Source organism: Mesorhizobium sp. M0184 (genome assembly GCF_040322215.1).
Taxonomy (GTDB): Bacteria; Pseudomonadota; Alphaproteobacteria; order Rhizobiales; family Rhizobiaceae; genus Mesorhizobium.
The window spans coordinates 349,885-373,179 of the sequence record NZ_JAMYSZ010000002.1 but is presented as its reverse complement, the minus strand read 5'-3'; the positions used below and the strand labels follow the sequence as shown (position 1 = coordinate 373,179).

At 61.4% G+C, this 23,295-nt stretch carries 23 protein-coding genes, 1 tRNA gene and 2 pseudogenes; 5 read left to right on the top strand and 21 right to left on the bottom strand.

The features are described 5' to 3' along the window. The first annotated feature begins 16 nt into the window (after positions 1-16). Positions 17-907 (top strand): carbohydrate ABC transporter permease, encoded by an 891-nt coding sequence (locus tag NKJ23_RS04880; RefSeq protein WP_352678677.1) that lies wholly within the window; start codon positions 17-19, stop codon positions 905-907. Next, positions 904-1,776: a carbohydrate ABC transporter permease gene (locus tag NKJ23_RS04875; RefSeq protein ID WP_352451702.1), complete on the top strand. Its 873-nt coding sequence runs from the start codon at positions 904-906 to the stop codon at positions 1,774-1,776. The genes NKJ23_RS04880 and NKJ23_RS04875 overlap by 4 nt, the downstream gene beginning before the upstream one ends. A gap of 631 nt (positions 1,777-2,407) precedes the next feature. On the opposite strand, the gene NKJ23_RS04870 is transcribed toward NKJ23_RS04875, so the two are convergent. Beyond that, the gene (locus NKJ23_RS04870) at positions 2,408-2,557 is read right to left on the bottom strand and encodes a hypothetical protein (RefSeq protein ID WP_352451701.1); all 150 of its coding nucleotides are present in this window, start codon (positions 2,555-2,557) and stop codon (positions 2,408-2,410) included. On the opposite strand from NKJ23_RS04870, the gene NKJ23_RS04865 reads away from it, so the two are divergent. Then, on the top strand, positions 2,557-2,739 hold the full coding sequence (locus NKJ23_RS04865; RefSeq protein WP_352451700.1) for a hypothetical protein: 183 nt from the start codon (positions 2,557-2,559) through the stop codon (positions 2,737-2,739). The genes NKJ23_RS04870 and NKJ23_RS04865 overlap by 1 nt on opposite strands. Positions 2,740-2,918: 179 nt before the next feature. On the opposite strand, the gene NKJ23_RS04860 is transcribed toward NKJ23_RS04865, so the two are convergent. The 3 genes from NKJ23_RS04860 to NKJ23_RS04850 form a co-directional block, all read right to left on the bottom strand. After that, positions 2,919-3,350 (bottom strand): plasmid maintenance toxin (PemK-like), encoded by a 432-nt coding sequence (locus NKJ23_RS04860; protein ID WP_352678674.1) that lies wholly within the window; start codon positions 3,348-3,350, stop codon positions 2,919-2,921. Between the two features lie 8 nt (positions 3,351-3,358). After that, positions 3,359-3,658, bottom strand: a complete 300-nt coding sequence (locus NKJ23_RS04855) for a type II toxin-antitoxin system Phd/YefM family antitoxin (protein WP_352678672.1) — start codon at positions 3,656-3,658, stop codon at positions 3,359-3,361. A 288-nt stretch (positions 3,659-3,946) separates the two neighbouring features. Next, the gene (locus NKJ23_RS04850) at positions 3,947-4,849 is read right to left on the bottom strand and encodes a LysR family transcriptional regulator (RefSeq protein WP_352678670.1); all 903 of its coding nucleotides are present in this window, start codon (positions 4,847-4,849) and stop codon (positions 3,947-3,949) included. 97 nt (positions 4,850-4,946) lie between these two features. On the opposite strand from NKJ23_RS04850, the gene NKJ23_RS04845 reads away from it, so the two are divergent. Both NKJ23_RS04845 and NKJ23_RS04840 read left to right on the top strand, forming a co-directional pair. Beyond that, complete coding sequence (locus NKJ23_RS04845; RefSeq protein WP_352678667.1) at positions 4,947-5,795, top strand: SDR family oxidoreductase; 849 nt, start codon at positions 4,947-4,949, stop codon at positions 5,793-5,795. 59 nt (positions 5,796-5,854) lie between these two features. Continuing rightward, positions 5,855-6,277: a RidA family protein gene (locus NKJ23_RS04840; protein ID WP_352678726.1), complete on the top strand. Its 423-nt coding sequence runs from the start codon at positions 5,855-5,857 to the stop codon at positions 6,275-6,277. A gap of 186 nt (positions 6,278-6,463) precedes the next feature. On the opposite strand, the gene NKJ23_RS34630 is transcribed toward NKJ23_RS04840, so the two are convergent. The 17 genes and pseudogenes from NKJ23_RS34630 to fdhE all read right to left on the bottom strand — a co-directional run bounded on the left by NKJ23_RS34630 (position 6,464) and on the right by fdhE (position 23,293). Beyond that, positions 6,464-6,736: a 3-methyl-2-oxobutanoate hydroxymethyltransferase gene (locus tag NKJ23_RS34630; protein WP_502902490.1), complete on the bottom strand. Its 273-nt coding sequence runs from the start codon at positions 6,734-6,736 to the stop codon at positions 6,464-6,466. Between the two features lie 207 nt (positions 6,737-6,943). Beyond that, positions 6,944-7,096, bottom strand: coding sequence for a hypothetical protein (locus NKJ23_RS34625; protein ID WP_502902494.1), 153 nt, complete (start codon positions 7,094-7,096; stop codon positions 6,944-6,946). 248 nt (positions 7,097-7,344) lie between these two features. Then, on the bottom strand, positions 7,345-8,577 hold the full coding sequence (locus tag NKJ23_RS04830; RefSeq protein WP_352678665.1) for a MalY/PatB family protein: 1,233 nt from the start codon (positions 8,575-8,577) through the stop codon (positions 7,345-7,347). A gap of 62 nt (positions 8,578-8,639) precedes the next feature. Then, positions 8,640-9,367 (bottom strand): annotated as a pseudogene (locus NKJ23_RS04825) (amino acid ABC transporter ATP-binding protein). Positions 9,368-9,430: 63 nt separating this feature from the next. Then, complete coding sequence (locus NKJ23_RS04820; RefSeq protein WP_352678662.1) at positions 9,431-10,570, bottom strand: amino acid ABC transporter permease; 1,140 nt, start codon at positions 10,568-10,570, stop codon at positions 9,431-9,433. Positions 10,571-10,573: 3 nt separating this feature from the next. After that, entirely contained in the window at positions 10,574-11,701 is a 1,128-nt protein-coding gene (locus NKJ23_RS04815; protein ID WP_352678658.1) for an amino acid ABC transporter permease, read from the bottom strand. A 130-nt stretch (positions 11,702-11,831) separates the two neighbouring features. Continuing rightward, on the bottom strand, positions 11,832-12,845 hold the full coding sequence (locus tag NKJ23_RS04810; protein ID WP_352451692.1) for an amino acid ABC transporter substrate-binding protein: 1,014 nt from the start codon (positions 12,843-12,845) through the stop codon (positions 11,832-11,834). Positions 12,846-13,041: 196 nt separating this feature from the next. Continuing rightward, positions 13,042-14,004, bottom strand: coding sequence for a LysR family transcriptional regulator (locus NKJ23_RS04805; RefSeq protein WP_352678655.1), 963 nt, complete (start codon positions 14,002-14,004; stop codon positions 13,042-13,044). Between the two features lie 221 nt (positions 14,005-14,225). Then, positions 14,226-14,921: an FMN reductase gene (gene msuE, locus NKJ23_RS04800; RefSeq protein WP_352678652.1), complete on the bottom strand. Its 696-nt coding sequence runs from the start codon at positions 14,919-14,921 to the stop codon at positions 14,226-14,228. Further along, entirely contained in the window at positions 14,887-15,366 is a 480-nt protein-coding gene (locus NKJ23_RS04795; protein WP_502902489.1) for a transposase, read from the bottom strand. Before NKJ23_RS04795 ends, msuE begins: the two co-directional genes overlap by 35 nt. A 1,097-nt stretch (positions 15,367-16,463) precedes the next feature. After that, positions 16,464-16,931: a Ros/MucR family transcriptional regulator gene (locus tag NKJ23_RS04790; RefSeq protein WP_352678649.1), complete on the bottom strand. Its 468-nt coding sequence runs from the start codon at positions 16,929-16,931 to the stop codon at positions 16,464-16,466. Between the two features lie 715 nt (positions 16,932-17,646). Continuing rightward, complete coding sequence (locus tag NKJ23_RS04785) at positions 17,647-18,102, bottom strand: hypothetical protein (protein WP_352579372.1); 456 nt, start codon at positions 18,100-18,102, stop codon at positions 17,647-17,649. 15 nt (positions 18,103-18,117) lie between these two features. Further along, positions 18,118-18,213: transfer RNA gene (locus NKJ23_RS04780), tRNA-Sec, on the bottom strand. Positions 18,214-18,336: 123 nt separating this feature from the next. Beyond that, positions 18,337-20,172: pseudogene (gene selB, locus NKJ23_RS04775) on the bottom strand (selenocysteine-specific translation elongation factor); the annotation flags it as partial. Continuing rightward, entirely contained in the window at positions 20,169-20,957 is a 789-nt protein-coding gene (locus NKJ23_RS04770) for a tetratricopeptide repeat protein (RefSeq protein ID WP_352678646.1), read from the bottom strand. The gene NKJ23_RS04770 and the pseudogene selB, both read right to left, overlap by 4 nt. Further along, positions 20,944-22,365, bottom strand: a complete 1,422-nt coding sequence (gene selA, locus NKJ23_RS04765; protein WP_352678643.1) for an L-seryl-tRNA(Sec) selenium transferase — start codon at positions 22,363-22,365, stop codon at positions 20,944-20,946. The genes NKJ23_RS04770 and selA overlap by 14 nt, the downstream gene beginning before the upstream one ends. Positions 22,366-22,372: 7 nt before the next feature. Further along, positions 22,373-23,293 carry a formate dehydrogenase accessory protein FdhE gene (fdhE, locus tag NKJ23_RS04760; RefSeq protein WP_352678640.1) on the bottom strand — a complete coding sequence of 307 codons (921 nt, stop codon included), beginning with the start codon at positions 23,291-23,293 and terminating at the stop codon, positions 22,373-22,375. Positions 23,294-23,295: the final 2 nt, after the last annotated feature.

The window sequence follows — 23,295 nt, the reverse complement described above, 5'->3', positions numbered from 1 at the left end:
GCTTGGAAGCAGAGCGATGATCAAGACCTATCGTGCCTCGGCGGGCATCATGCTGGCACCCGCCGTGACACTGATCGGCGTTTTCATCCTGCTGCCGATGCTGCTCACCATCTGGCTGTCATTCCAGGACTGGTCGACGCAGACGCCTTTTTCCAATGCGAGCTTCATCGGCTTCGACAATTTTCGCGAAATATTCGGGCCGACCTCGGTCGGGCGGGATTTCAAGCGAGCGCTGCTCAACACCGCCATCTACACGGCATTGTCGGTGATGCTCATCCTGCCCCTTTCGGTAGTGTTCGGCTCGATCGTCCACCAGCGCGATGTCGCAGGCGGCACGGCGCTGCGGACTGTGTTGTTTTCGACCTACATGGTGCCGATGATCGCCGTGACGCTGGTCTGGTCGAAGCTCTATTCGCCGAGCGAGGGGCCGCTCAACCAGGTGCTCGGTCTCGCCGGCATCGGCCCGCAACTCTGGTTGTCCTCGCCAAGATCGGCGTTGATCTCGATCGTCGTCCTCAATGTCTGGCAGCAGATCGGCTATTTTACGGTGCTGGCCGTTGCCGGGCTGACCCAGATCCCGGGCAGTCTTTACGAGGCGGCGACGCTTGACGGCGCCAACCGGCGCGAACAGTTCCGCTTCATCACCTTGCCGCTATTGAGCCGCACGCTCTTGTTCAGCGCCGTCATTGCCATCATCAACGCCGTGCAGGTGTTCGAGCCGGTGGCGCTGATCACCCAAGGCGGGCCGGTCGGCTCGACCAACGTGCTGACCTACCATATCCGCCGAGTCGGCATCGAGCGGGCACAAGGCGGGCTGGGCTCGGCCATGGCAGTGATGCTGATGCTGGCGCTGATCGTCATTGTATGTGCGCTGTTTGCATTCGCCAACCGGAAGGATGACGAATGAGCGCGCCGGGCCGCTCAGCATCGAGCCAGTTGGCGCGCAAACGCCTGGCGGGCCGCAGAGCGCTGCTCGCCACGCTGATGCTGGTGGTTGCCGTGGCGTCCGCCTTCCCGCTGTTGTGGATGGTGCTCTCCAGCCTGAAAACGCCGGCCGAAACCATGCAGGTGCCGCCGGTGTGGATACCGCGCACGCCGAGCCTCGAAGCGTATGAGAAAGTGTCCGGCGTCATCAATGTCGGCCGCTCGATGTGGAATTCGCTCGTGATCGCCACGATCACCACCGCCGGCATTCTGGTCACCAGCATGATGGCTGGCTACGCCTTCGCCAAGCATCACTTTCCCGGCCGCTCACTGCTGTTTTCGGTGCTGATCGCCACCATGTTCCTGCCGCCGATCGTCACGCTGATCCCGCTTTACCGTCTCGTCGGATCAATCGGCCTGAACGCCAGCCTTGCCGGTATTATCGTGCCAAATCTCGCCAATGCGTTCGGCATTTTCCTGATGCGCCAGTTCATAGCCGGCGTGCCCGACGATCTGATCGACGCAGCGCGGATGGATGGGGCGTCGGAACTCCTGATCCTGTTCAAGATCGTCGCGCCGAGCGTGGCGCCGGCAATCGCGGCACTGGCGCTGTTTGCCTTCGTCTATCACTGGAATAGCTATCTCTGGCCGCTGACCGTTCTACAGGGCAATGCACACGAATATCCGATCGTCATCAGCCTTAGTCGCCTGCTCAGCTACAATCGAGGCGCTCTCAACACGGGACTGGTGATGGCTGGCGCGACGCTTGCCGTGCTTCCGCCACTGGTGCTCTTCGTCTTCCTGCAGCGCTTCTTTGTGGATTCGATCGTCGGCTCGGCGGTCAAGGGATAGCGTCGGCGGCACTGCCGGCATCCGTGTGGCTGTCATCGGGACGCGCTGGTGCGCTGAACGGAGCTAAGCAGATGACCGCGTTCTGAGAGCCATCAGTTCATCAGTAAACTGGCCGCGAATGCCTCCACCGTGTTAGCTGCAACTAGTGAATCTCACGCTTGGTACCCGCCCCAGGCCGTTTTCACAGCTGCCAGAAAAGCGGCGCGGCCCTGCTCGTTTGCAGACGTTCGGAAGGTCACGGGAAGGTAGTGATTGGACGCTGCGTTTAACCGGAGTCGGACCGTCTCGTCAGATCTGGCGAATATTTTCGTACCGCACCTTTTCGACGCAGTGCGTCCTGCTTGCCGAGCAGGCGGTAAGGGAGGCGCTGTTCCAGTGAGCAAGAATGTGATCCCCCACCCTTCGACGACTATCGCGGGAAGGACGTGCTGACCCAGCCGATGGTCGAGCTCTAACGTATCATCGCCGGCATCTACACCGATCTGGCGGCATCGCCCGATGCGGGCGGTGACCTGCCTCATCTCGGGAAGCTAGCCCCGATCGAGGAATTTGCGCCCCCGCGAGAAGCTCTCGCTCGAATAGTTGCTCGAACTCATGCGACGCGAGCTGGGTCAGAGCAGGACCGCGATCTTCAGCTGTTCGCTTCGCCCCGCCTGGCGATCATCGGCCGCTCGACAAGCCTGTCGAGGTGGACGACCCGCATGAGGACGCCGTCTATCGCTCGACCGAGCGCATGCCCCTGCCCGATCCGGCAGACTATCAAAAGCGCATCGATTTTCATTGAATCGCTCGGCGCTCGGCCAGCCTCCCCATCTGATGCGGCTAACCGGACCGGTCATGCCGCTGGTGGTGCCGGCCCAGATCAACCTCGGCGATCGTGACTTGTCGGTGCGCTGGGCGAATGACGGCGTCGAAACCGAACGCGACGTGCTCCCCCAACGCGGACCGCGCTCACCGGCGTAGCGTCAGCCGAAGCCACGCGATGCGTCGCTGCTGGAGGGCGGCTGGCTGCGGGCGTCGGACGACCGGTTCGCGCTGGTGCAGATGGATATCGACGGTGAGGCCTCAACCTGCCTGGAAGATGCCCTGATGGAGACTGCCATTGCCTCACGCTGCTCGGCATGCCGCAGCACCTGCCGACGTCACGCCGTACGCGACGTGCTCGTATGCGCCTGGCCTGTCGCGATGGCGACAAACCGGCGCTTGACCGCGGCAAACAACGCCGGTGGCAGCGGCCCGTAGTAGCCGCTCTCCGTCTCCAGCGGCCGGATGTCAGGCCCCGGCCAGGCGAACCGGTTACTTTCCGTCAAAACGATCCACGACCGCTCACCGTCAAGGCGCAAACGCAGCTTGACCGCAGCCGGAATCTCGATGGCATCATCGGGATCGGACGGCGGCGTATGAGTGATCGGCAGGACCCGGACGACCGGCGAGCCGTCCTCCTGCATGGCGACCAGCGCGAGCACGAGGCAGGGCCGGTCCTTGTCGCCTTCCTCGCGGCCTTCGCGGTGTTGCCAATGCCAGAGGTAGGAGTAACGGAAGACGTAGCCGACCTTGATTTCAGCCGGTAGCATTTTTGCCGTCAGGCCTTTTGCCCCGTGGGGTTTCGACCCGAGGGTTTTGACCCAGAGAGCTCGTCGTTGAGATGGTCGAGATCCGGCTCCATTTCAGAGGCTTCGACCGCGGCGATCTCGTCCGAGCCGAGCTCCGCTGTCAGATCGACCCGCCGGTCGCGCTTCGACAGCCGGACAAAATCCTCATAGGCCAGCAGCACCGTGCGCGGGCGACCGTTCTTGGTGATGATTACCGGGTCGCGGACCGCGGCATCCTGATAGGCGCCAAAATTTTTCGAGACGGCGGCGGCAGTGACGGTGGTGCTCATCGGCGAGACTCCTTTATTCCGGAATATACGGGCTTTCCGGGCTTTCCGCAAATGTCGGGCAACATCTTCGAACTGATGCAGCCAGTCACCGCCTGATTATCGGCCAAGGAGTTAGTGTCAAAGGCGTCCTTTCCTGCGCCATGTCTAACGCAGTGGGTAGGCGCCCACACAGCCCAGCTCAGACGCACGGACTAACTTCAGACGCGCATGGCCAAGGAACCGGTGGCGAGGGCAGCTTTGTCCGGAGAGCGGCTGTTCCGCGCGAGGGCGTCGGCTTCGTTGATCTGGTTAGGGTTCTTTCTTCAGCAGGTCCTTTACAACATCGAGAAAAGCCCGCAGGGCGGGCGGCACGGCTCGATGTCCGGGGTAGTAGACCGCAACTTCTTCCGGTGCTGGCCTCCACGCGGTCAGGACCTTGCGCAGCCGGCCATCGGACAACGCCGCTTCGGCGGCCCAATCCGCCACATAGGCGATGCCCAGACCCTCTATTGCGGCTTCGACCATCAGTTCCTCGTCATCAAGGACGATGGGGCCGTTTGCCCCGATCACCAGTTCCTGGCCTGCGCGTTCGAACTCCCATCTATAGAGCTTGCCGCTGGGCATACGGTGGCCGATGCAATGGTGGCGTTGCAATTCCTCGGGCGTTCCCGGCGCCCCGAAGCGATCGAGATAGGCGGGCGACGCGATACAGATGAACGTCAACGCGCGTGCAAACGGCACGGCGGTCATGTCTTTGGGAATTGATGTGATGAGGCGCACGCCGGCATCGAACCCGCTGGACACGATATCGATGAGCCGTCCCTCCACGACGATGTCCACGGTCACGTTCGGATGGCGCTCCGCCATCCGCGGAAGAACCGCGCGAACGAGAAGCCCGGCCACCAATCGCGGTGCGTTGAGGCGGACCGTTCCTGCGACATTGCCCCGGAACCCCGCGACGCTGTCGAGCGCCTCGTCCAGCGAGGCGAGCGCCGGCTGAAGACGGTCGAGCAACCGGAACCCGGCTTCTGTCGGCGAGACGCTGCGTGTGGTGCGGTTCAGAAGTCGCACGCCCATGCGTTCCTCGAGCGCACGCATCGCATGGCTCAATGTGGAAGGTGCCGTGCCGATCTCGTCCGCTGCGCGGCGGAAGCTGCGGTGTGTGGCAACGGCGACGAAGGCGGTGAGATCGTTGAGCGACGGGCGGGGCATTGATGGGGATTTTGCATTATCCCATGCCGATTTCAACGGCTAATGCGCGCAATGCGATTGCCCTATCTCCTGCTGGGATCAATTGGAGAAATGAGAAATGGAAAAGACCTGGCTCATAACGGGTGTGTCTTCCGGTCTAGGCCGGCTGCTGGCGGAGAAGACCCTGATCAGGGGAGACCGCGCCGTCGGTGCCAGCCGCAGCGAGGACGCACTTCCCGACCTGCGTGCAAGTTACCCCGAACGGCTCCGCATCGTCGCAATGGACCTCAAGGACCAGAGCTCGGTCCGCGCCGCGGTCGACCGGGCCTTCGCGGCATCCGCTCGGATCGACATCGTCGTCAGCAATGCTGGCTATGGCCTGCTCGGCGCGGCTGAAGAGGCTGGCGATGTGCAGGTTCGGGACATCATCGACACCAATCTCATCGGCTCGATCACGCTCATCCAGGCGGCGTTGCCGCATCTGCGCAGCCAGGGTGGTGGTCGGATTCTACAGGTATCGAGCGAGGGAGGCCAGATCGCCTATCCGGCTTTCAGCCTCTATCACGCGACCAAGTGGGGTATCGAGGGGTTCGTCGAGTCCGTGGCGCAGGAGGCTGCTCCCTTCGGCATCGAATTCAGCCTTGTGGAACCCGGGCCGGCGCGGACCGGGTTCGGCGGCAATCTCGCGCGGACCAAGCCGCTCGCGGCCTATGAGGGAACACCCGCCGGTCAGATCCGCGAGGCGCTGGGTGTCTCATGGGTGATCAAGGGCGACCCCGACCGCATGACGGACGCAATGATCAGGCTTGCCGATCAGGATGGTCCGCTCCCGAAACGGCTGGTGCTCGGTGCCGAGGCCTATGCCGGCATCCGCAAGGCACTCGGCGGACGCATCGAGGAGCTCGACCGGCAGAATGACATCGCGGTTGCGGCGGATTTCACAGACGAGGAGTTGGCGCGGCTGTGACCCCCGGCTCCGGCCCGCTGCTCGTGCCCACCTCTTATCAAGACAGAAAGGAACATGAGATGCCTACACGTGACGCCGTCTACCCGGCCAACCGGCACGCGTTATACGATATCCACCGCTATTCCGCAGCCATTCGGTCCGGCGATCTTCTCTTCGTGTCGGGTCAGGTCGGGAGCCGTGAGGACGGCTCGCCTGAGCCCGTATTCGAGGATCAGGTTCGACGGGCCTTCGCCAATCTGCGCGCGGTCTTGGCGGCCGCCGGGTGCAGCTTCGACGACCTCGTCGACGTCACAACGTTCCACACCAACCCGGACGAACAGATCGAGACAGTTCTGGCCGTCCGAGCGGAAGAAATCGGTGCACCTCCCTACCCGAACTGGACCGCAGTGGGCGTCAATTGGCTTGCGGGCTTCGATTTCGAGATCAAGGTCATCGCCCGCATCTCTTCGACGACGAGCAGCCAGCCGGCGGACAAGCGCTGATCGCTCGCCCTGCAGTTCTGTATTGGCTATTTGGGGCCGAAGGCAGCCTGTCAGCTTCTGTGTCCGGAGCGGAGATAGCTGACCTCCACCTGCGAGAACCGAGGTCGTGAACTGACCAAACAGATTAGGTTCGTTTGGTCAGCGTACCGCAAGGGAATCTCGCAGCCTGTTGTGTATCTTGGCTTTCTAAAGTTCGAGAGAGGTGCTGAAGGTCGAGAACTCTTCATCTGTGATCGGGACCACGTGCTGCGGCTCGGGATAAGCGCCCGTCTGCACGTCGGTTATGAGCTCGCGATAGGCGGCAATACGCTCGCGTTGCAGCCGCTCATATTCGGCGGCGAAGTTGCGGTAGGTCTTGGCGTGGCGCAGCCTGTGGCCAGCGATGTGGCCAAGCATGTCCTCGCTGAACAAATACTGCGCGTCGGCATTTGGGCCGGCGCTCATGCCGAGCATGATCATCGGTGTATTCCAGGTGATCAGTTCGGCGACCGGTCGGAGACCACCTCCAGCTCGGCGCCAAAGCAGCCTATGCCTCCACCTTCGCGTATGAGCTCCGAAATTCGTTCGGAGGCACCACTTTCAGATCTCTCCAACTCGAGGACCGGGATGTCGGAGGCAAGCACGCGCCGGAAGCGATGGGAGAACCCGTAACGGCGAATGTTGTCTTCAATCAGTGGCGCGGAAGCGACAGAGTGGCCACGACACAGAAGCTGTGAGCGACAAGGCTGACGGATGAAGCGAAGCCTTGCCTATACCGATGACGGGCTTGGTAGCGATGGCCCTTGCCGCGTCGAGACCCGTATCGTCTAAGCAGGCAATGATATGGCGTCGACATTGTCCATTTCCGCCGCGACCACCTGCTTGAGCAGGCCCGGTACGGAGAGTGCACCGTCAAATGGCCCTTCGATCGCTTCAGGTCCAGCCGTTGGCATGCATGCCCACTATCTCGTCCCTGGGCCTGCCACCGCCATGGCGGCTGCGACGATCCCCCTGGTCATCGAAGCGGTCGTGTTGGGATTGATGATGGCAACTTCGCATTCGGGGCATCCTGGCTTGGTTCCGCTCAGTCACAAGGATGCCAGCGCGCTGGACATCCGCTCCAGCCCTCGGCGTAGCAGAGGACGCGGGCAGCCGACATTCAGGCGGATGAAACCTTCGCCGCCAGGCCCATAGACGCGGCCGTCATACAGATTGACCCCGGCCTGATCGACAAAGAACTTCTGAATTCCACCCACTCTACGATCGAGCGCGCACGCGTCCAACCACACCAGAAACGATGCGTCGGGCCGCATGGGCGTAATGCCTGGAAGGTATTCGCCGGCGAAGTCACAAACCAGATCAATGTTGCTGGCGATGTAGGGTGTGAGTTGATCGAGCCAGGGCGCGCCGGTGCTGTAGGCAACCTCCAGGGCCAGGCGGCCGAAAAAGTTTGCATTCACCATGAATGAGGCCTGCATCGCGGCAAGAAGCTGCTCGCGGCGCTTTTTGCTCGCCACCGCAATGGTTGCCGAAGGCACCCCGGCGAGGTTGAAAGTCTTCGTCGGAGCGGTGCAGATGAACGACTTCTCCGCGGCATCGTCCGAGATGGAGGAGAAGACGATGTGCGGGCGGTCCGACAACCTTATGTCGCAGTGAATGTCGTCGGATATGACCAAAATCCCATGGCGCTCACAAATGTCGTTCAGCGCTGTCAATTCTTCGAGTGTCCAGGCCATTCCGGCAGGATTGTGAGGATTGCACAGCAGGAACACCTTGGCGCCGCCGGCCGCCAGTTTCTCGAAGTCTTCCAGATCGAGTTCATACCTGTTGTTTTGCAGCCTCAGCCGGTTCGTGAGCAGAATCCGCCCATTTCCCTGAACCACTTCGAAATAGGGCGAGTACACGGGTGACTGAACGATGACGCCGTCACCAGGCTTCGTGAAGGTTCGCAGTATCGCAGCGACCGACGGCATGATCGCCGGCGCGGGGAGCAGGGTCTCCAGCATCGGCGACCAGTTGTGCCGGCGTGTGAACCACGATTGCACGATCTCATAGTGGCGCGGATCGCGGCGTGTGTAGCCGTAAATGCCATGGTCCGCGGCCTCGCGCAGCCGCGCGATGACGGTTTCCGGAGCACGGAAATCCATATCTGCCGTCCATAGGGACAGCAGGTCCTGGCCCTCGACCTGCGGAGAGAACTCGTCCCACTGGTTGGCCCATTTGACGGATCCGAATTGCTGGCGGTCGTGGATTTGGTCGAAATCTATCCCCGGGATATCCCGTTGCCCAAGCGCCGATGCGGGCGTGTCTGCACAAGCCATTTGATAATCACCTGAAAAAATCTGTTGCCACGGATACGGCCGCTTTGCCTCCGCGGACGTCTCTATTTGTGGATCTGCGCCAGAAACTGCCGCGCCCTCTCTGATCGTGAGTTGGTGAAGAACTGATGGGGCGTGTCGGTCTCGACGATCTCCCCGCGGTCCATGAACACCACGCGATCGGCCACCTCCCGCGCAAAGCCCATCTCATGCGTCACGCACAGCACCGTCATGCCTTCGTCAGCAAGCGACACCATCGTATCGAGCACCTCCTTGACCATCTCGGGGTCGAGGGCAGAGGTCGGCTCATCGAAGAGCATGATTTTGGGATTCACGCAGAGGGCCCGAGCAATTGCAGCACGTTGCTGCTGGCCACCCGACAGCTGACCCGGGTAGCTGTCCGCCTTTTCCTCAATTCTGACGCGCTCCAGATAATGGCGCGCCAATTCCTCAGCTGCCGTCCGCGGCATCTTCCTCACCCAAACAGGCGCAAGCGTGCAATTCTCAAGCACCGTGAGGGGGGAAACAGATTGAAGTGCTGGAAAACCATCCCGACATTGCTGCGGACTTCATCGATCTTGCGCAGATCCCCGGTTACCGCTTTGCCGTCGACGATGATCTCGCCCGACTGATGCTCCTCGAGATGGTTGACGCACCGGATCGTCGTCGATTTGCCCGACCCCGAGGGGCCGCAGATCACAATGCGCTGCCCCTGTGGCACCGACAGGTTGATGTTCCTGAGCGCATGGTATGAACCGAACCATTTGTTGACGTCACGCAGTTCAATGGCCATCGCCTTGTTGAAGGGCTGTCCCTTCGTCGATGCGTACATTGCTTGTGGCATCATCGTCGCGTCCTAAGATTTGTGGCCGCGCGCCAATTGGCGCTCCATCGATTGCGAGTAACGGGACATGCCGAAGCAAAAGCCCCAGTAGACCAGTCCCGCAAAGAGGTAGCCGGTTGATGAGATCGTCGGGCCTGCCCAGTTCGGATCGACGCGCGCCGTTTCGATGGCTTTCAGGAAATCCGCGATGCCGACGATGGCGACCAGAGTCGTGTCTTTGAACAGACCGATGAAGGTGGAGACGATGCTCGGTATGACGATCGTCAACGCCTGGGGGAGGACGATCAGGCGCATTATGTCGAAGTAGCTGATCCCAAGCGCCTTCGCCGCCTCGTATTGGCCCTTCGGGATCGCCTGAAGGCCGGCCCTCACAACTTCGGCCATATAGGCGGACGAGAACAGCGCTATCGCCATGAGCGGGCGCAGGAGACGATCAGGCGTCAGATAGTCCGGGACGAAGAGCGGCATCATGAAGTTCGCCATGAACAATACCGTGATAAACGGCACCCCCCGGACGACTTCGATGAATGTGACGCAAACCGCCTTGACGAAAGGGAGTTCGGACCTGCGTCCAAGCGCCAGGATAACCCCGATCGGAAGCGAGAAGACGATGCCCACAATCGACATCAGCAGCGTGATCAGGAGACCGCCCCAGAGCGTCGTATCGATGACAGACAAATGGAGCCAGGCGACCCCGCGCACGAGAACGAACGCGGCAACGGGGTAGACAAGGAAGAATAGCAACGCCGCCACTTTGCGCCGCGGAGCCTTCGTCCACAGGAGCCAAACGATGAGGATGGCGCCGATAGCCTGTGCGAGATCAACGCGCCACCGCTCGGAAGCCGGGTACGCGCCGTATCGCAGGTAGTCGAACTTCTCGGCAATGAAAGGCCAGCAAGCTCCTTGGCTGTTCGTGCGGCAAGCCTCGCGACCGCCGCTCCAGACCGCGTCGAAGATCGCAAAGCTCAGAAAGTGACGCAGCAGCCACACGGCGAAGAGGAGAAAGCATATTGTCAGCGCGCCTGAAGACGGCGTCGAAAACAGATTCTTTTTCATCCAGGTCACTGGACCCGGCCAAACGTCAGCGGGGGGCGCCATCGCTGGTATGGGCGCGCTGCTGACAACTGGCGAATGCATGGACTGATCGCTCATGCGTCACCTCTCGACGATCGCAAAATGTCGGTTACACGCGTTCATGGCCAACGACGTGGCAAGGGAGATAACGAGATAGACGGACAAGGTGATCGCCATGACCTGGACGGCGGCGCCGGTCTGGTTGAGTACCGTCCCGGCAAAGATCTGAACGAGGTCGGGATAGCCGATGAACACCGCAAGCGACGAGTTCTTGATTAGATTGAGATACTGGCTTGTCAAAGGCGGGATGATAATACGCAGCGCCTGCGGAACAACGACAAGGCGAAGCGTCTTGCCCGGCGCCAGCCCCAGCGCATACGCAGCCTCGCTCTGGCCCTTTGGCACTGCCTGGATTCCACTCCGGACGATCTCGGCGATGTAAGATGCGGTATAGACCGATAGACCGATCAGGAGAGCGGCAAACTCTGGATAGAGCTGATGCCCGCCTTGAAAATTGAAACCCCGCAGCTGCGGCGCGACAAACGAGACCGGCTCGCCAGCCGCCAGGAACACGATCAGCGGAAATCCTATCAAGGTCGCCAAACTGACCAAAAGCACCGGCAACTGCTTGCCAGTTCGTTTCTGGACACTCTTGGCGCGGAACCAGAATGCAATGCAGCAGAAAACGGCCGCTACCAATGCCAGGCCCACAAGCCCCGCCCCCGGATGCCACTGGATCTCCGGAATGATAAGGCCGCGATTGTTGAGGTAGATGCGGCCGGGGATGGCGATGGACGCCTTCGGGGAAGGCAACGGCTTGAGGACGGCATTGTACCAGAACAGCAACTGCAGCAACAACGGGACGTTGCGCACAAGCTCGACATAGGCGGTCGCCACCTTCGAAACGATCCAGTTCGGTGACAGGCGGGCAACGCCGATGGCGAAGCCAAGCAAGGTGGCCAGCAAGATTGCGAGGAAGCTGACGTAGAGGGTATTGACCACTCCCACCCAGAACGCCTGACCGTAGGTGGATAGTGCATCATACGGTATCAGGGTTTGATTGATGTCGAAGCCGGCAGCCTCACCCCAAAAATCGAATGAGAGCGGAATCCCCCGGACCCGCATATTCGATGCGGTCTGCATGCCGATGCCCAGGGCCAAAGCCAACAGGCAACCTGCGAGCAAGAGCTGGTAGAAAACGCCGCGCACTTTCGTATCGTGCAGCGATAGGCTCCTGCGCGAGGGCGCTGGAAGCGACAAATCGGACATGGCCTGTTCCTATCGGGATCTGTGCGAGGCGCTGGCGGTAACGCGCCAGCGCCTTGCAACCATGCTTTGCCTAGCGAATCGGCGGAGCGTACTGAACGCCGCCTTTGTTCCAGAGCGCGTTCATGCCGCGCTCCATTTTCAGCGGGGAGTCCTTGCCGACATTGCGATCAAACACTTCGCCGTAGTTACCGACCTGTTTGATCACCTCGACCGGCCAGTCGTCGCCGAGCCCGATGTCCTTGCCGATGCTGCCTTCCACGCCAAGCAGACGGCGGATGCTGGGATTGTCCGACGACTTCATCGCATCAACGTTTTTGGAGGTGACCCCGTATTCTTCGGAGGCCACCATGACGTAAAGCGTCCACTTAGCCACATTGAACCACTGGTCGTCTCCCTGCCGCACTGCCGGGCCAAGCGGCTCCTTGGAGATCAGTTCGGGAAGAACGATGCTGTCGTCCGGCTTGGCCATGCGAAGCCGCGATGCGTTCAAGGTGGAGGTGTCCGCCGACAGGACGTCGCAACGCCCCTCCTCGTAAGCCTTCACGACAGCTTCCTCGTCGGCGAAACCAACCGTGGTGTACTTGATCGACTGCGAGCGAAAATAGTCGGCAAGGTTCAACTCGGTCGTGGTGCCCTGGGTGACGCAAATCGATGCGCCCTCGAGCCCCTTGGCTGATGTGATGTTGTCCGCCTTGCGCACCATAAATCCCTGACCGTCATAGAAGTACGTCCCCGCAAACAGGATGCCGAGCGACGTATCGCGCGACGATGTCCATGTTGCGTTGTGTGCAAGAATGTCGATCTCCCCCGACTGCAAGGCGGTGAAGCGATCTTTTGGCGTCAATGGGATGAACTTAACCTTTTGCGCATCCCCGAGCACGGCAGCGGCCACGGCGCGACAATAGTCGACCACAAATCCGGTCCATTTGCCTTCATTATCGGGAAGGCTGAAGCCAGCCGTGGCCGAATTTGTGCCACACGTCAGCACGCCATTTTTCTTGACATTGTCGAGGGTTGCGGACCACGCCGAGGAGGCGGTGCACGCGATAGCGAGGGCAAGAAAGCCCTTGAACATCGATCTCATTTCGGTATTCCCCTGTTTTTGTTGAAGGGAATGTGGCCTCAAGTATGACTATTCGTCAAATTGACTGTTCTCATTGCGAAAATGAGCGTTATTCATAATTGAGGAGGCACTCGCTCTCGGGTGAAAGGGAGCTTGGGTGCTGATCGGGCTAGTTTGCTTGGGGCGGGCTAATCGAATGAGCGACGGCGCGCGCGACCTATGGTGCAGCCAACCCCGGTGCTCCGACAGTTGACCCTTGGTCTCTCTCGGTCCGCGACTCGTTGTAGATGCTCATGATTATTTCCCGGAGCCATTTGGTACCCGGGTCATTCGCCATCTGGCGGTGAACAATGAGCCAGGCATTCACATTCGATACGGGAAGGGGCGGCGGGACCAACGTCACCTCACTCCTCTCGTCCAGCATTTGCAGGATTGCATCGCCGCAATGAGTAATCAGTTCAGTGCCGCGAAGCGCCCAGGGCAGCACCAGATAATTCGAGATGGTCGCAACGACATTGCGCCGGAGACCATGCTGCTTGAGGGCGGCATCCGCGAGGCCTTCTGCCAGACCATCTGCGGAAATCTGCAGGTGAGAACTGGCCAAATATGTTTCCAGTGTCATTGCGTTCCTGGCGATCTTGCTTCCACTCCACACCGCGCAAAACAATCGATCCTGGCCAAGCTCCACCTTCAAGAGACCTGGGTCGTCGCGTATTGCCGCTCCCGTCAGTGCACAGTCGACTTGTCTCAAATAGACCGATGAACCGATTTCGGGTCCGTTTGCGGGAATGACGTTCAGCGTCGCGCCAGGCGCTTGCCTCGAAAATTCTCGAATGAGCCCTGGGATGAATATCATGGCGTGATAGTCAGTGAGTCCCACGCGAAAGTTGCGTCGCGTCGTTGCTGGATTGAAGATCTGATGCCGGTCGATCGACGCGCGGATCGTAGCCAGCGCAGCAGAAATATCTGACAGCAACTCCACTGCCCGAGGGGTTGGTCGCATTTCGCCCCCGTCTCTCGTGAACAATTCATCCTGCAACAGGTAGCGAAGCTTCGATAGGGAATGACTTACAGCTGATTGTGTTCTTCCCAATTCGGCAGCTGCGCGCGTTACGCTCCTTTCACGCATCATCACGTCGAACACTCTCAGCAAATTGAGATCGATATCATCGAAACTCATTAGACCTTCCCCGTTTTCATCATGCCTCGCCCGCATGCTAACATCGCTTCCAACGCGCGAACGATGCCATGGCGAACAAATGCGACCCTTCGACCTGCAGGGTCAACGTTCCCTATTGGGAAATCAATACGTTAGCGGAGGGTTCGCCAACCCATTTCTTCGCATTCTCTCGTATGGTCTGGCGAACCTAAGGACCAGGGACGTCTACGACTCGCTGCCCCTTAGGCTGAGGCCAGACTGACCTGTTGGCGCTTCGGCTGCCGTGCCGAAACCAGGGTGGCGAACTGGTCCACCGCCTGCCCGGCCCGCGCCAGAACCTGCGGGTCCGTGAGCTTCCCGTCGGAAAAGTCGCTGTCACTGCCATAGACGGCGCTTGGCACCGTCAGGGCGGAGTAAAAGCCGAACAGGTGGCGAAGCTGATGCTCGACCACCAGAGCGTGGCGTTGACCGCCGCCTGTTGCGCCGATCAGGACCGGCCGGTCGACGAGCGCCAGCGGATCGATGAGATCGAACAGATGTTTGAAGAGGCCCGCATAGGAGCCGTTGTAGACCGGCGTCGTGACGATCAGCGCGTCAGCCTGCTCGACAGCCCCCAAGACACTCAGCGCCTCCGGCGTCAATTCCTGCCGCGTGAATGCTGCACCCAAACCGCGGCCGGCGTCGACCAGATCGAGGAAATTCACCGTGACGGATAATCTTTCGCGCAGCGCCTCCCCCAGATGATGCGCCAGCGTTCGTGATTTCGACGGCCTGTGGGTGTTGCCTGAAAGCACGACGATGTTCTGCCGCAGCAGCTCAGCTAGAAAAGAGCGGCGTCGAAACTCAGGCGGCACAAGTGCATTCGGCGCCCGACCAACGGCGCAGCTTTCCCCAAGAACCGGCTCAATCAAGCCCGAGCTTCTTCCTGAGATCGGCATTTTCCTTGCGGAGCCGGTCGGCGAGGAGCTTCTTCAGCCGGGCATTCTCCTCTTCAAGCCTCAGCAGATCCTTGAGCTCGTCGCTATGTGGCGCCGCCTGCCCGGCAGCCTTCTTCCAGTGATAGTAGGTCTGTTCCGATATTCCTGCTTTCTTGACAGCGGCCTTGGTGCTCTCCCCCCGGCTTGTCTGCTTCTCGACCTCTCCGAGCTTTTGGGCACGCTCTTCTGCAGAGTATATTTTCCGCGCTTTCCGGACTGTGGCGGAAGCGACCGCTTCTGCTGAAGGCAGCGGCTTGCCCGACTTGGCCGCTCTGGTCCGCACGGCACGCGTCTGCTGCCCGGTTGCTTTCTTCGGCTTCGACGCCGTTTTCTTGGTGCCAGATGTCTGTTCTTTCACCGGCACTTCGGTCGGCGCGGACGATTCGGTTTCCTTGAGATCGGCCATGAGATACTCCACAGCGACGCCAAATATCTATGCTCCAGCACGCAACATCAAGGGCTTACGGGGCTTAGTCAATACGGGCAGAAACCCCTGCTCCCCTGCGCGGTAGCGCAGTGCCTCAAGAAGCAGAGGCTGCAGCCTGGTGCATATCTGTCGTCATCGCCATCGTTGCAGTCGTTCCTGGGCGTCTTCTGGCGCCACCCCTATGGCAGGGCCAGTACCGGAGGCCGCGCTGAGAGACGGTGAACTCCGGGAACCAAAATCGCGGCCACCATCTGCTGCAGGGAGGTTCGGCGTTTTGAGGACCTAGGCAAGCGCAAATGCAAGGACCAGGAAGCCCATCGCTCCGAACCCCAGCGTGTTAACGACCACCGCCCATGTGCTGCGACGCCGCTGTACAATGCAGGGCAGTAGCGACGTGATTGGCACAAGGGCGGCCGCGAGCGGGCGAACTTCCCCCGCGGTCGAAAGTTCGCGTTCCCGAATGATGTGAGGGGGCGGCTCGAACGACCGGATGACGTTGCCCATGTGGCGACAAGTTGACTACTCGCTCACTTCGCTGAAGGACTCCCATCCGATAATAACAGAGTTGCGATCGGTCAAAGAAGGCCCAGCAGAGCCATATCGTAGGGACCCGTCGCTGAGACTGGGGGCAGCTTTTGATCCGTTCGCCGATGTGTCGAAGTCGCGTCTTACTCCCGGTACGCGAATTCGATGAGGACAGTGAATGGACGGGAGCGCTTCGCTCTGGTCTCTCCAGATAACCCGTCGTTCCCATCTGATTTCGATCAAGCGTCGGAAACGAATCATCACCAATTCCTGCCCCCCGGGGATCGCGTTGTTTCGAGCCACTCGCACAAGATGACCTGAAGTAGGTCTGATCCGCCGACTCTCATTTCAGCAGCAATGGACTTCAGAGCCGTCATGAGTTGCCGGTTCCAGCGGCACGCCTGTCATATTTCTGAGCATCAATGCAGCGCGACGCAGAATGATCTGCAGATCCGCGCGCGAAATGTCTGCGATGCGATCGGCCGCGCTTTCAAGCTCTTCGGCAATGATTGGCGTGTCATTGCATTGGTCCGCATGCCTGAGGCTGGGTCTTAGGCCTTCACCCGCTTGGCTGCTACCTTCTTGCCCGGGGGCTTCTTGGCGGGCATTTTTGCGCCCGCCTTGCGACCAAGTCCGATCGACTTCGCCAGCTCCGATCGCTGTGCTGCGTAGCTTGGTGCCACCATAGGATAGTCCCGCGCCAACCCCCACTTGGCTCGATACTCGTCAGGCGTCATGCCAAGCAAGCCCAAGTGCCGTTTCATCGACTTGAACTTGCGCCCGTTTTCCAACGAAATGATGTGGTCGGGAAACACAGATTTTTTGGGATTGACCGCCGGGTTCTGTGTTGGCTGCTGAACTTCAGCTGGCTTGACTAAGCTAACGAGAGCGGAGTTTACCGAAGAAATCAGATCGGGCAGGCTTGCTACGGGCACTGCGTTATTTTGGACAAACGCCGCGACAATATCCGCGGTCAATTCCATCAATTCCGCGTTCTGGCGATTCTTCTCTTCGGTCATTCATCAACTCCTATTGCAAGTCCGCTTTCGTATGGGGGAAACTCGGATCGCGCAAGAAGCAGGTCCACAGAACGAAATGCTCGGGATCATCGACCGGCCGCCAGGGCTGCCCGACCTATACGAAGCTCCCCGGGGACAAAGGCTGCCTCCCTAAATGGCGTGAGTACGAGAAGACGATCCCGCGGGAAGCAGAGTCCGCCTTCAAAGAACTCTGCAACAAGAACCATGGCGGCCTATACGAATTGCGGGATACCTGACAATGAGCACCTTGATTGCTCCTGCCATTATCAAAGAGCCATGATGAAGCCTCGGAGCGGAACAATGCCCAGACGTGGTGGGCCTTTCGCTTCGTCGCAGTTCTGCACCAGCTTTGGTGGGGTGACACCCATGCCCTTCCCTCGAGTCGCGCGCTCCGCGGGCCACCTGCTAATTGCTCTCTGTCTTCTTGCGCGCCGTTCCTGGCGCCGAGCGCCTTTCGTTCTGTCACATATCCCCTGGCTTGAGAGCGCGCGCGATCTCTAGGTAGCCGGCCAACCTCGACGACATAAGGCTCGAATATGGCTCCCATGTCATGGGAGTGAACGCCTTCCGGCGTCCGCGCCCAAGCAGCTGCTTGCGGCGGTAACCGAGGCGCCGGTTACCGCATCGTGTCGTCGGTAAAAAGCGACGTTGCGCTCTCTGCTTTCACATCCGGGTATGCCGAAAAGTCCGTCGGTCAAAAGTCGACCAGCGGCGTGTCCACGATCTGGTGCTCGAATAGCAACCAGAACGACGATCCCCGGGATTCGGAGTACCAATGCTCAAAAATCGCAAGGGCCTCGCCGATATTGGTGGCGGGTTCGTCCTCGGGCAGCTTCGCAGCCTGGAACAACGCAAGCGCAACGGGGCCAAAATGCGTGATCGCTTCCGTGCGCGCCTCGCTGTCCGCATTCCAGCCGAGCCGCAAGCGCAGGACGGCCAAAGCGCTGGCCACGGCGATCTCCTCACTTTCGGCTGAGGCCACGGCGTCCGAGATCGCCTGCATGAGATTGAGCCGCCTGAAGGCGAAAGCGCGCTCCTGTTCCAGAACCGCGATCTGATTGGCCGCTTGTCGCCTGAAGCTTGCCTCGGTTGTCCTGGCGGTCTCAGCCGTCGTTTTCAGGTCATTCAGAAAGGAAGCCGTCGGGTTCATCTTGGCTCACTAGGATGGCGGAAGAGAGTGGGAGTCGAACCCACCAGAGACCGACTCGCGGCCCCTCCCGGATTTGAAGTCCGGACGCCCCACCGGGGACGATGCTCCTCCAGAAATTTGCGCCATCGGCGGCTCACCCTCGCCTGTCAGGCGGAACAGGTCCAGCCTGCGCCTGTTCAGACGGCGCAAGTCTCCCCGCCGCAGCGTCACGCCGTGCCGATCGAGAAATTCGAGGATATGGATGGCGACCTTGCGTCCGCTACCCACGCGATCGCGAAATTGAGCAGCGGTGAACTCGTCTGTGGGCATCGACGCAGCGAGGTCGCGCGCGATCTCCACGATCTGCGCCAACGCCTGGCGCTGGAAGAAGTGGTCATGAGCGACCTCATGGACCTTCCCCATGCGGCCGGCAAGCTTCAGAAGCCGCCGGATTTCTGTCTCCGGCGCGGCCAGCACCTCGGCAATATCCCACACTCTCGGCGGATGGAATCGTTCGGGTCCGCCGATGAGAGGCTGGATCTGCAGCCAGAGAGTTTCATCCTTCGCCGTCAGGTGCGCCTCATGACCGGGCAGCCGCACCCAGGCGCCATCCAAGGCAACTTCTCCAGCGTGCGAAAGGCTCCGCAGAACTGCTATGAAAGAGGGGGCCGCCAGAAGTGGATCAAGCCCAATACGCAATCTCTCCATTCCTACGCCCGGCAAATCCGGATTGTCGGCATGGAAGGTCTCCAGGGTCGCGGCCAAGTCGCGCTTGAATCGCAACCAGCGCTCTGGCGACAGCACGAGAAGCATTTCTCCGACGGCAAAACGGACAAGCCCGAGTTGATCGATCAGGCCTTCCGTCTCGCAGTCACTAAGCGCCCTGTCGCGCGCAAAAGCCTTCAGGTCGAAATAGTGGGGCGGCGCATCAAGGAGTGCGGCGGCGGCCAGTTCGGGCGCCAATAGCGCATGGGCATCGAGTTGGACCAGCCGTTCCGGCGCGCGGCGTTTGCGGCTGGGCGCCCGCAGATCGAGAAAATGTCCGCCGCCGATGGTTCGCTGCGCGGAGGTGTCGCGCACCACGTAAACGTCGCCGGCAGCGGCCGCGATCGGACTGTCCAGCACCAATTGAACATTGGCCGTGCCGCCAGGCCCGATCGGTTCGTCTCCGAGGAGTACAATGCGTGCCCCCACCTCCGTCGCGGCATGGTGGAGCCGCACCGGAAACCATTGGCCGATCGGCTTGCGTTCACCCGGCAGAACGCGAAGGCTTGCATCGATCCGGTCCGACGGCGCGTGAAGCTTCGGATCGACAATTACGTCGCCGCGCCGGATCGCCTCCTTGAAAACCCTTTCGCCGGTCAGATTGAGCGCGCAACGGTCTCCCGCCCGACCACGTTCAGTCGGCCGGTTCTGGGCGTGGATCGATCGGACCCGCGCAAGCAATCCCGACGGGCTTACGACCACGTTGTCCCCAGTACCGAGAGAACCCGAAAGCACGGTGCCCGTCACGACAGTGCCCACGCCGCGCAGCGTGAACGAGCGGTCCACCGCTAATCGAAAACGGCCCGAAACTGCACGCCGGGCAAGATGAGACGCCTCCTCGAACAAGAGATACCTGAGTTCATCGATACCTTCGCCTGTAACGACCGAGACGGGAATCAGGGGGGCCTCGGCAAGCATCGTCCCGGCAATTACTGCGCGGATCTCGCTCGCCACCGCGGTGCGGCGCTCGGGACCGGCCAGATCGCATTTGGTGAGCAGGACGGCGCCGCGCTTGACACCGAGCAGGTCGACGATGGCGAGATGCTCCCGGGTTTGCGGCATGACGCCGTCGTCGGCGGCCACCACGAGCAACACGAAGTCGATGCCGCTGGCGCCGGCGAGCATCGTGTGTACGAAACGCTCGTGCCCGGGAACATCGACGAAACCGATGCTATCCCCACCCGGCACCGGCAAATAGGCGAAGCCGAGATCGATGGTCATGCCGCGTGTCTTTTCCTCCTGCAAACGATCGGTGTTTATACCGGTCAGCGCATGCACCAGCGCAGTTTTGCCATGATCGACATGTCCCGCCGTGCCGACGATCATGATGCGGTCTCCGGCCACGGCGCGGCGGCGCGACGCTCGGCCTCGGCGGCATCGCCCGCGCTCAATTCGGCCCGCACCGCAGCCAGATAGCGGCGGGCAAGGGCGCTGCCGCCTGCCTCGGCACGCAGGAGCCAAACCAGCGCCTCGACCGCGTCAGCCGGCACGCCCGCACCAAGATGGCAGGCGGCGCCGAGCATTGCCTGCCCTTCGGCGTCTCCTCGCATGGCAGCACGGCGCCACCAGCGGACAGCCTCGTCCGGATCGCGCGGCACGCCGAGCGCATTGTGATAAAGCATGCCGATCCGGGTCATCGCGGATGCGATGCCCTGATCGGCCGCGGCAAGCGCCCAGCGTCGCGCCTCGCCGGCATCGGGAGCCATCACGTCGCCCTCCAGCAGCATCCAGCTCAGCATATCCTGCGCCGGCCCGTCGCCAGTTTCCGCTGCGGCCCGATAGAGCTCGGCCGCCCGGCGAAAGTCCTGCTGAACGCCTTCGCCGCGGAAATAGAGCGACGCCAGGTTCCTTTGCCCGACAGGATCTCCTGCCTCGGCGGCGAGCGCCAGCCAGCGAAAGGCCATATCCGCATCACGCTCGACGCCGAGCGCTTCGGCGAAGCAGGCGCCGATATTGTTCTGAGCGCGGGCAACGCCCTGGTGAGCCAGCGGCTCCCATATGGAGAGAGCCACGGCATGATCGCCTCGCCGCGCGGCTTCGAGGGCCTCGGTCATGCGTGCGGCCACAGGCGTCTCGGCTGGGCGGCGCGCAAGGCGGTCAAGCCAGCGCATCGGTTCCTCCCAGATTTAAGCCGGCTAGATTGGCGATGAAGTTCGCCTCGTCTTCCAGGCAGCGGAAATCGAGCACGAGCGCCTGGTTTTCGATGCGCCCGATCACGGGGACGCTCAGCCCACGCAGCGCAGCCGCAAGCGCTTCGAGCGCCCGGCCGCTCCCTGAGCGCGGCTTGAGAGCAAGCCCGGCGCTTGGCACAGTTTCGAGCGGCAGCGCGCCGGATCCGACTTGGCTCCGGCACTCCACCGTGTCGACCGCAAAGGCTTCGCCCACGGCGTCAGCAACCAGGGGAGCAAGGCGCTTTGCCTGCGCTGCAATCTCCCTCACCGAGCGCGAGAGCAGCCTTAGCGTCGGCAGGCGCTCGGCCAGGCGGTCGGGGTCGCGGTAGAGCTTCAACGTCGCCTCGAGCGCGGCCAGACGAAGCTTGTCGACCCTGAGCGCCCGCTTCATCGGGTTGCGGCTGATCGCTGCGAGCAGGTCCCTGCGGCCGACGATGAAACCCGCCTGCGGACCGCCAAGCAGCTTGTCGCCGGAGAATGTGACGAGATCGGCGCCGTCGGCGACCGCCTCGCGCACGGTCGGCTCGCGCCCAAGGCCGTAGCGGGCTAGATCGACCAGCGTGCCCGAACCGAGATCATGGACCAGCGGTATCCCATGCGCCTTGGCGATTGAAGCGAGCTCGGGTGCCCGGATCTCGGCCGTGAATCCTTCGACCCGGTAGTTCGACGTGTGCACCTTGAGGATGAGCCCGGTCTCCGGGCCGATCGCCGCGACATAGTCTTTGCGATGCGTGCGGTTGGTGGTGCCGACCTCGACAAGCCTGGCGCCGGCGCGCGTCATGATCTCGGGCATCCGGAAAGAGCCGCCGATCTCGATCAACTCGCCTCGCGAAACGATCGCTTCGCGACCGAGCGCCAGCGTGTTGAGGACGAGAAGGACGGCAGCCGCGTTGTTGTTGACGACGGTTGCATCCTCGGCTCCGGTCAGCTCGCAAACGAGCGATCGAAGATGATCGTCCCGTTCGCCGCGCTCGCCTTTCTCGACATCGAATTCGAGAGCCACGGCTTCGCGCATCGCCAGCCGAACAGCCTCGACCGCCTCTTTCGCGAGGAGGGCTCGTCCGAGATTGGTATGCAGCACCGTTCCGGTCAGGTTGAAAACGGGGCGCAGGGAAGAGCGTTCGCCGTCCCTGAGCTGCACGAGCGCGTCGCCGGCAAGATCGTTTGCCTCCGGCACGACGGCTGCGGCATTGCGGGAGGCCATTCGTGCATCGGCGACGGCTCGGCGAATGGCCTCCGTCGCGGCCTGCCGTCCGAAGCGCTCGATTGCGGCCGCCGCCAGCGGGGTCCTCAGCACTTGGTCGACCGACGGAAGATTGCGCAAAGGGTTTGCCGATGAAGCGGTCATCGTATCCTCAATAGCCAACAAGGAACGGATTGAACGATCCGCGGCGATGGCCACCCTCGCGGACGAGCAGGTCGAGGCCGAGCGTCGCCACGTCGTCGGCGACCGGATCGAGAGCCGGATCCTTGTGCTGGTACAGGATCTTTACATAGCAGCCGCATGCATCGCAGGTCTCGGCCTTGACCGTGCCAGGGCCTCCCTCGATTTCCTGATAGCCTATCCCCTTGGTCGAGCCGCACAGCGTACATTTGACACGGACGTGGTTCCACAATGTTCCACACAGCGCGCAGACGCAGAACCGCGCCCCGTGTGCGCCGTGCCAACCGACGATGATCGAGGATACGGGCGGCCCACCGCAGGCCGGACAGGCGCCGTCGGCAACCGGAACCAGCTTCGAGCTGTCGAGACATGCCGCGAGGCGGGCAAAGTGAACCTGCAGCGCGGCCGCGACATAGACATGCTCGGCAAGCGCGTTCATTGGGATCGCATCGGTGAGCACATTGCGCACCATGGAGTCGACCCCGGACGCATCGATATTCGCCAGCCTGTCCAAGGCGGCTGCGGCCGCCTTGGGTTTTTCGATCGTGGCTGCCACTTCGAACAGGCGGCCGAGCGTCATTCCAAGGGCGGCATCCGAAGTGGATTGGTTGCGATCGAGCGGCGGCATACCGAAGGTTCGTGCGCGCTCGCGCGCCTCCGCGCTCGGCAATTCGATCTCCGGCAAGCCGTCCTGGATGCGGTGCTGCGCATCCGTCAGTGCAGAGAGGAAGCGGAGATAGGGGCCGAGCTGGTGGTCATCCGCCAACACATCCAATCGCTCGGAGCGGCGAATGAACAAGGTCCGCGGATCAGGCAGGCGCGCAAAGGGTGGGGCCGAGACCTCGCCGATTACAGTCGGGTCAGGGCGTGACGGATCTTGTTGCTTTGGCATTT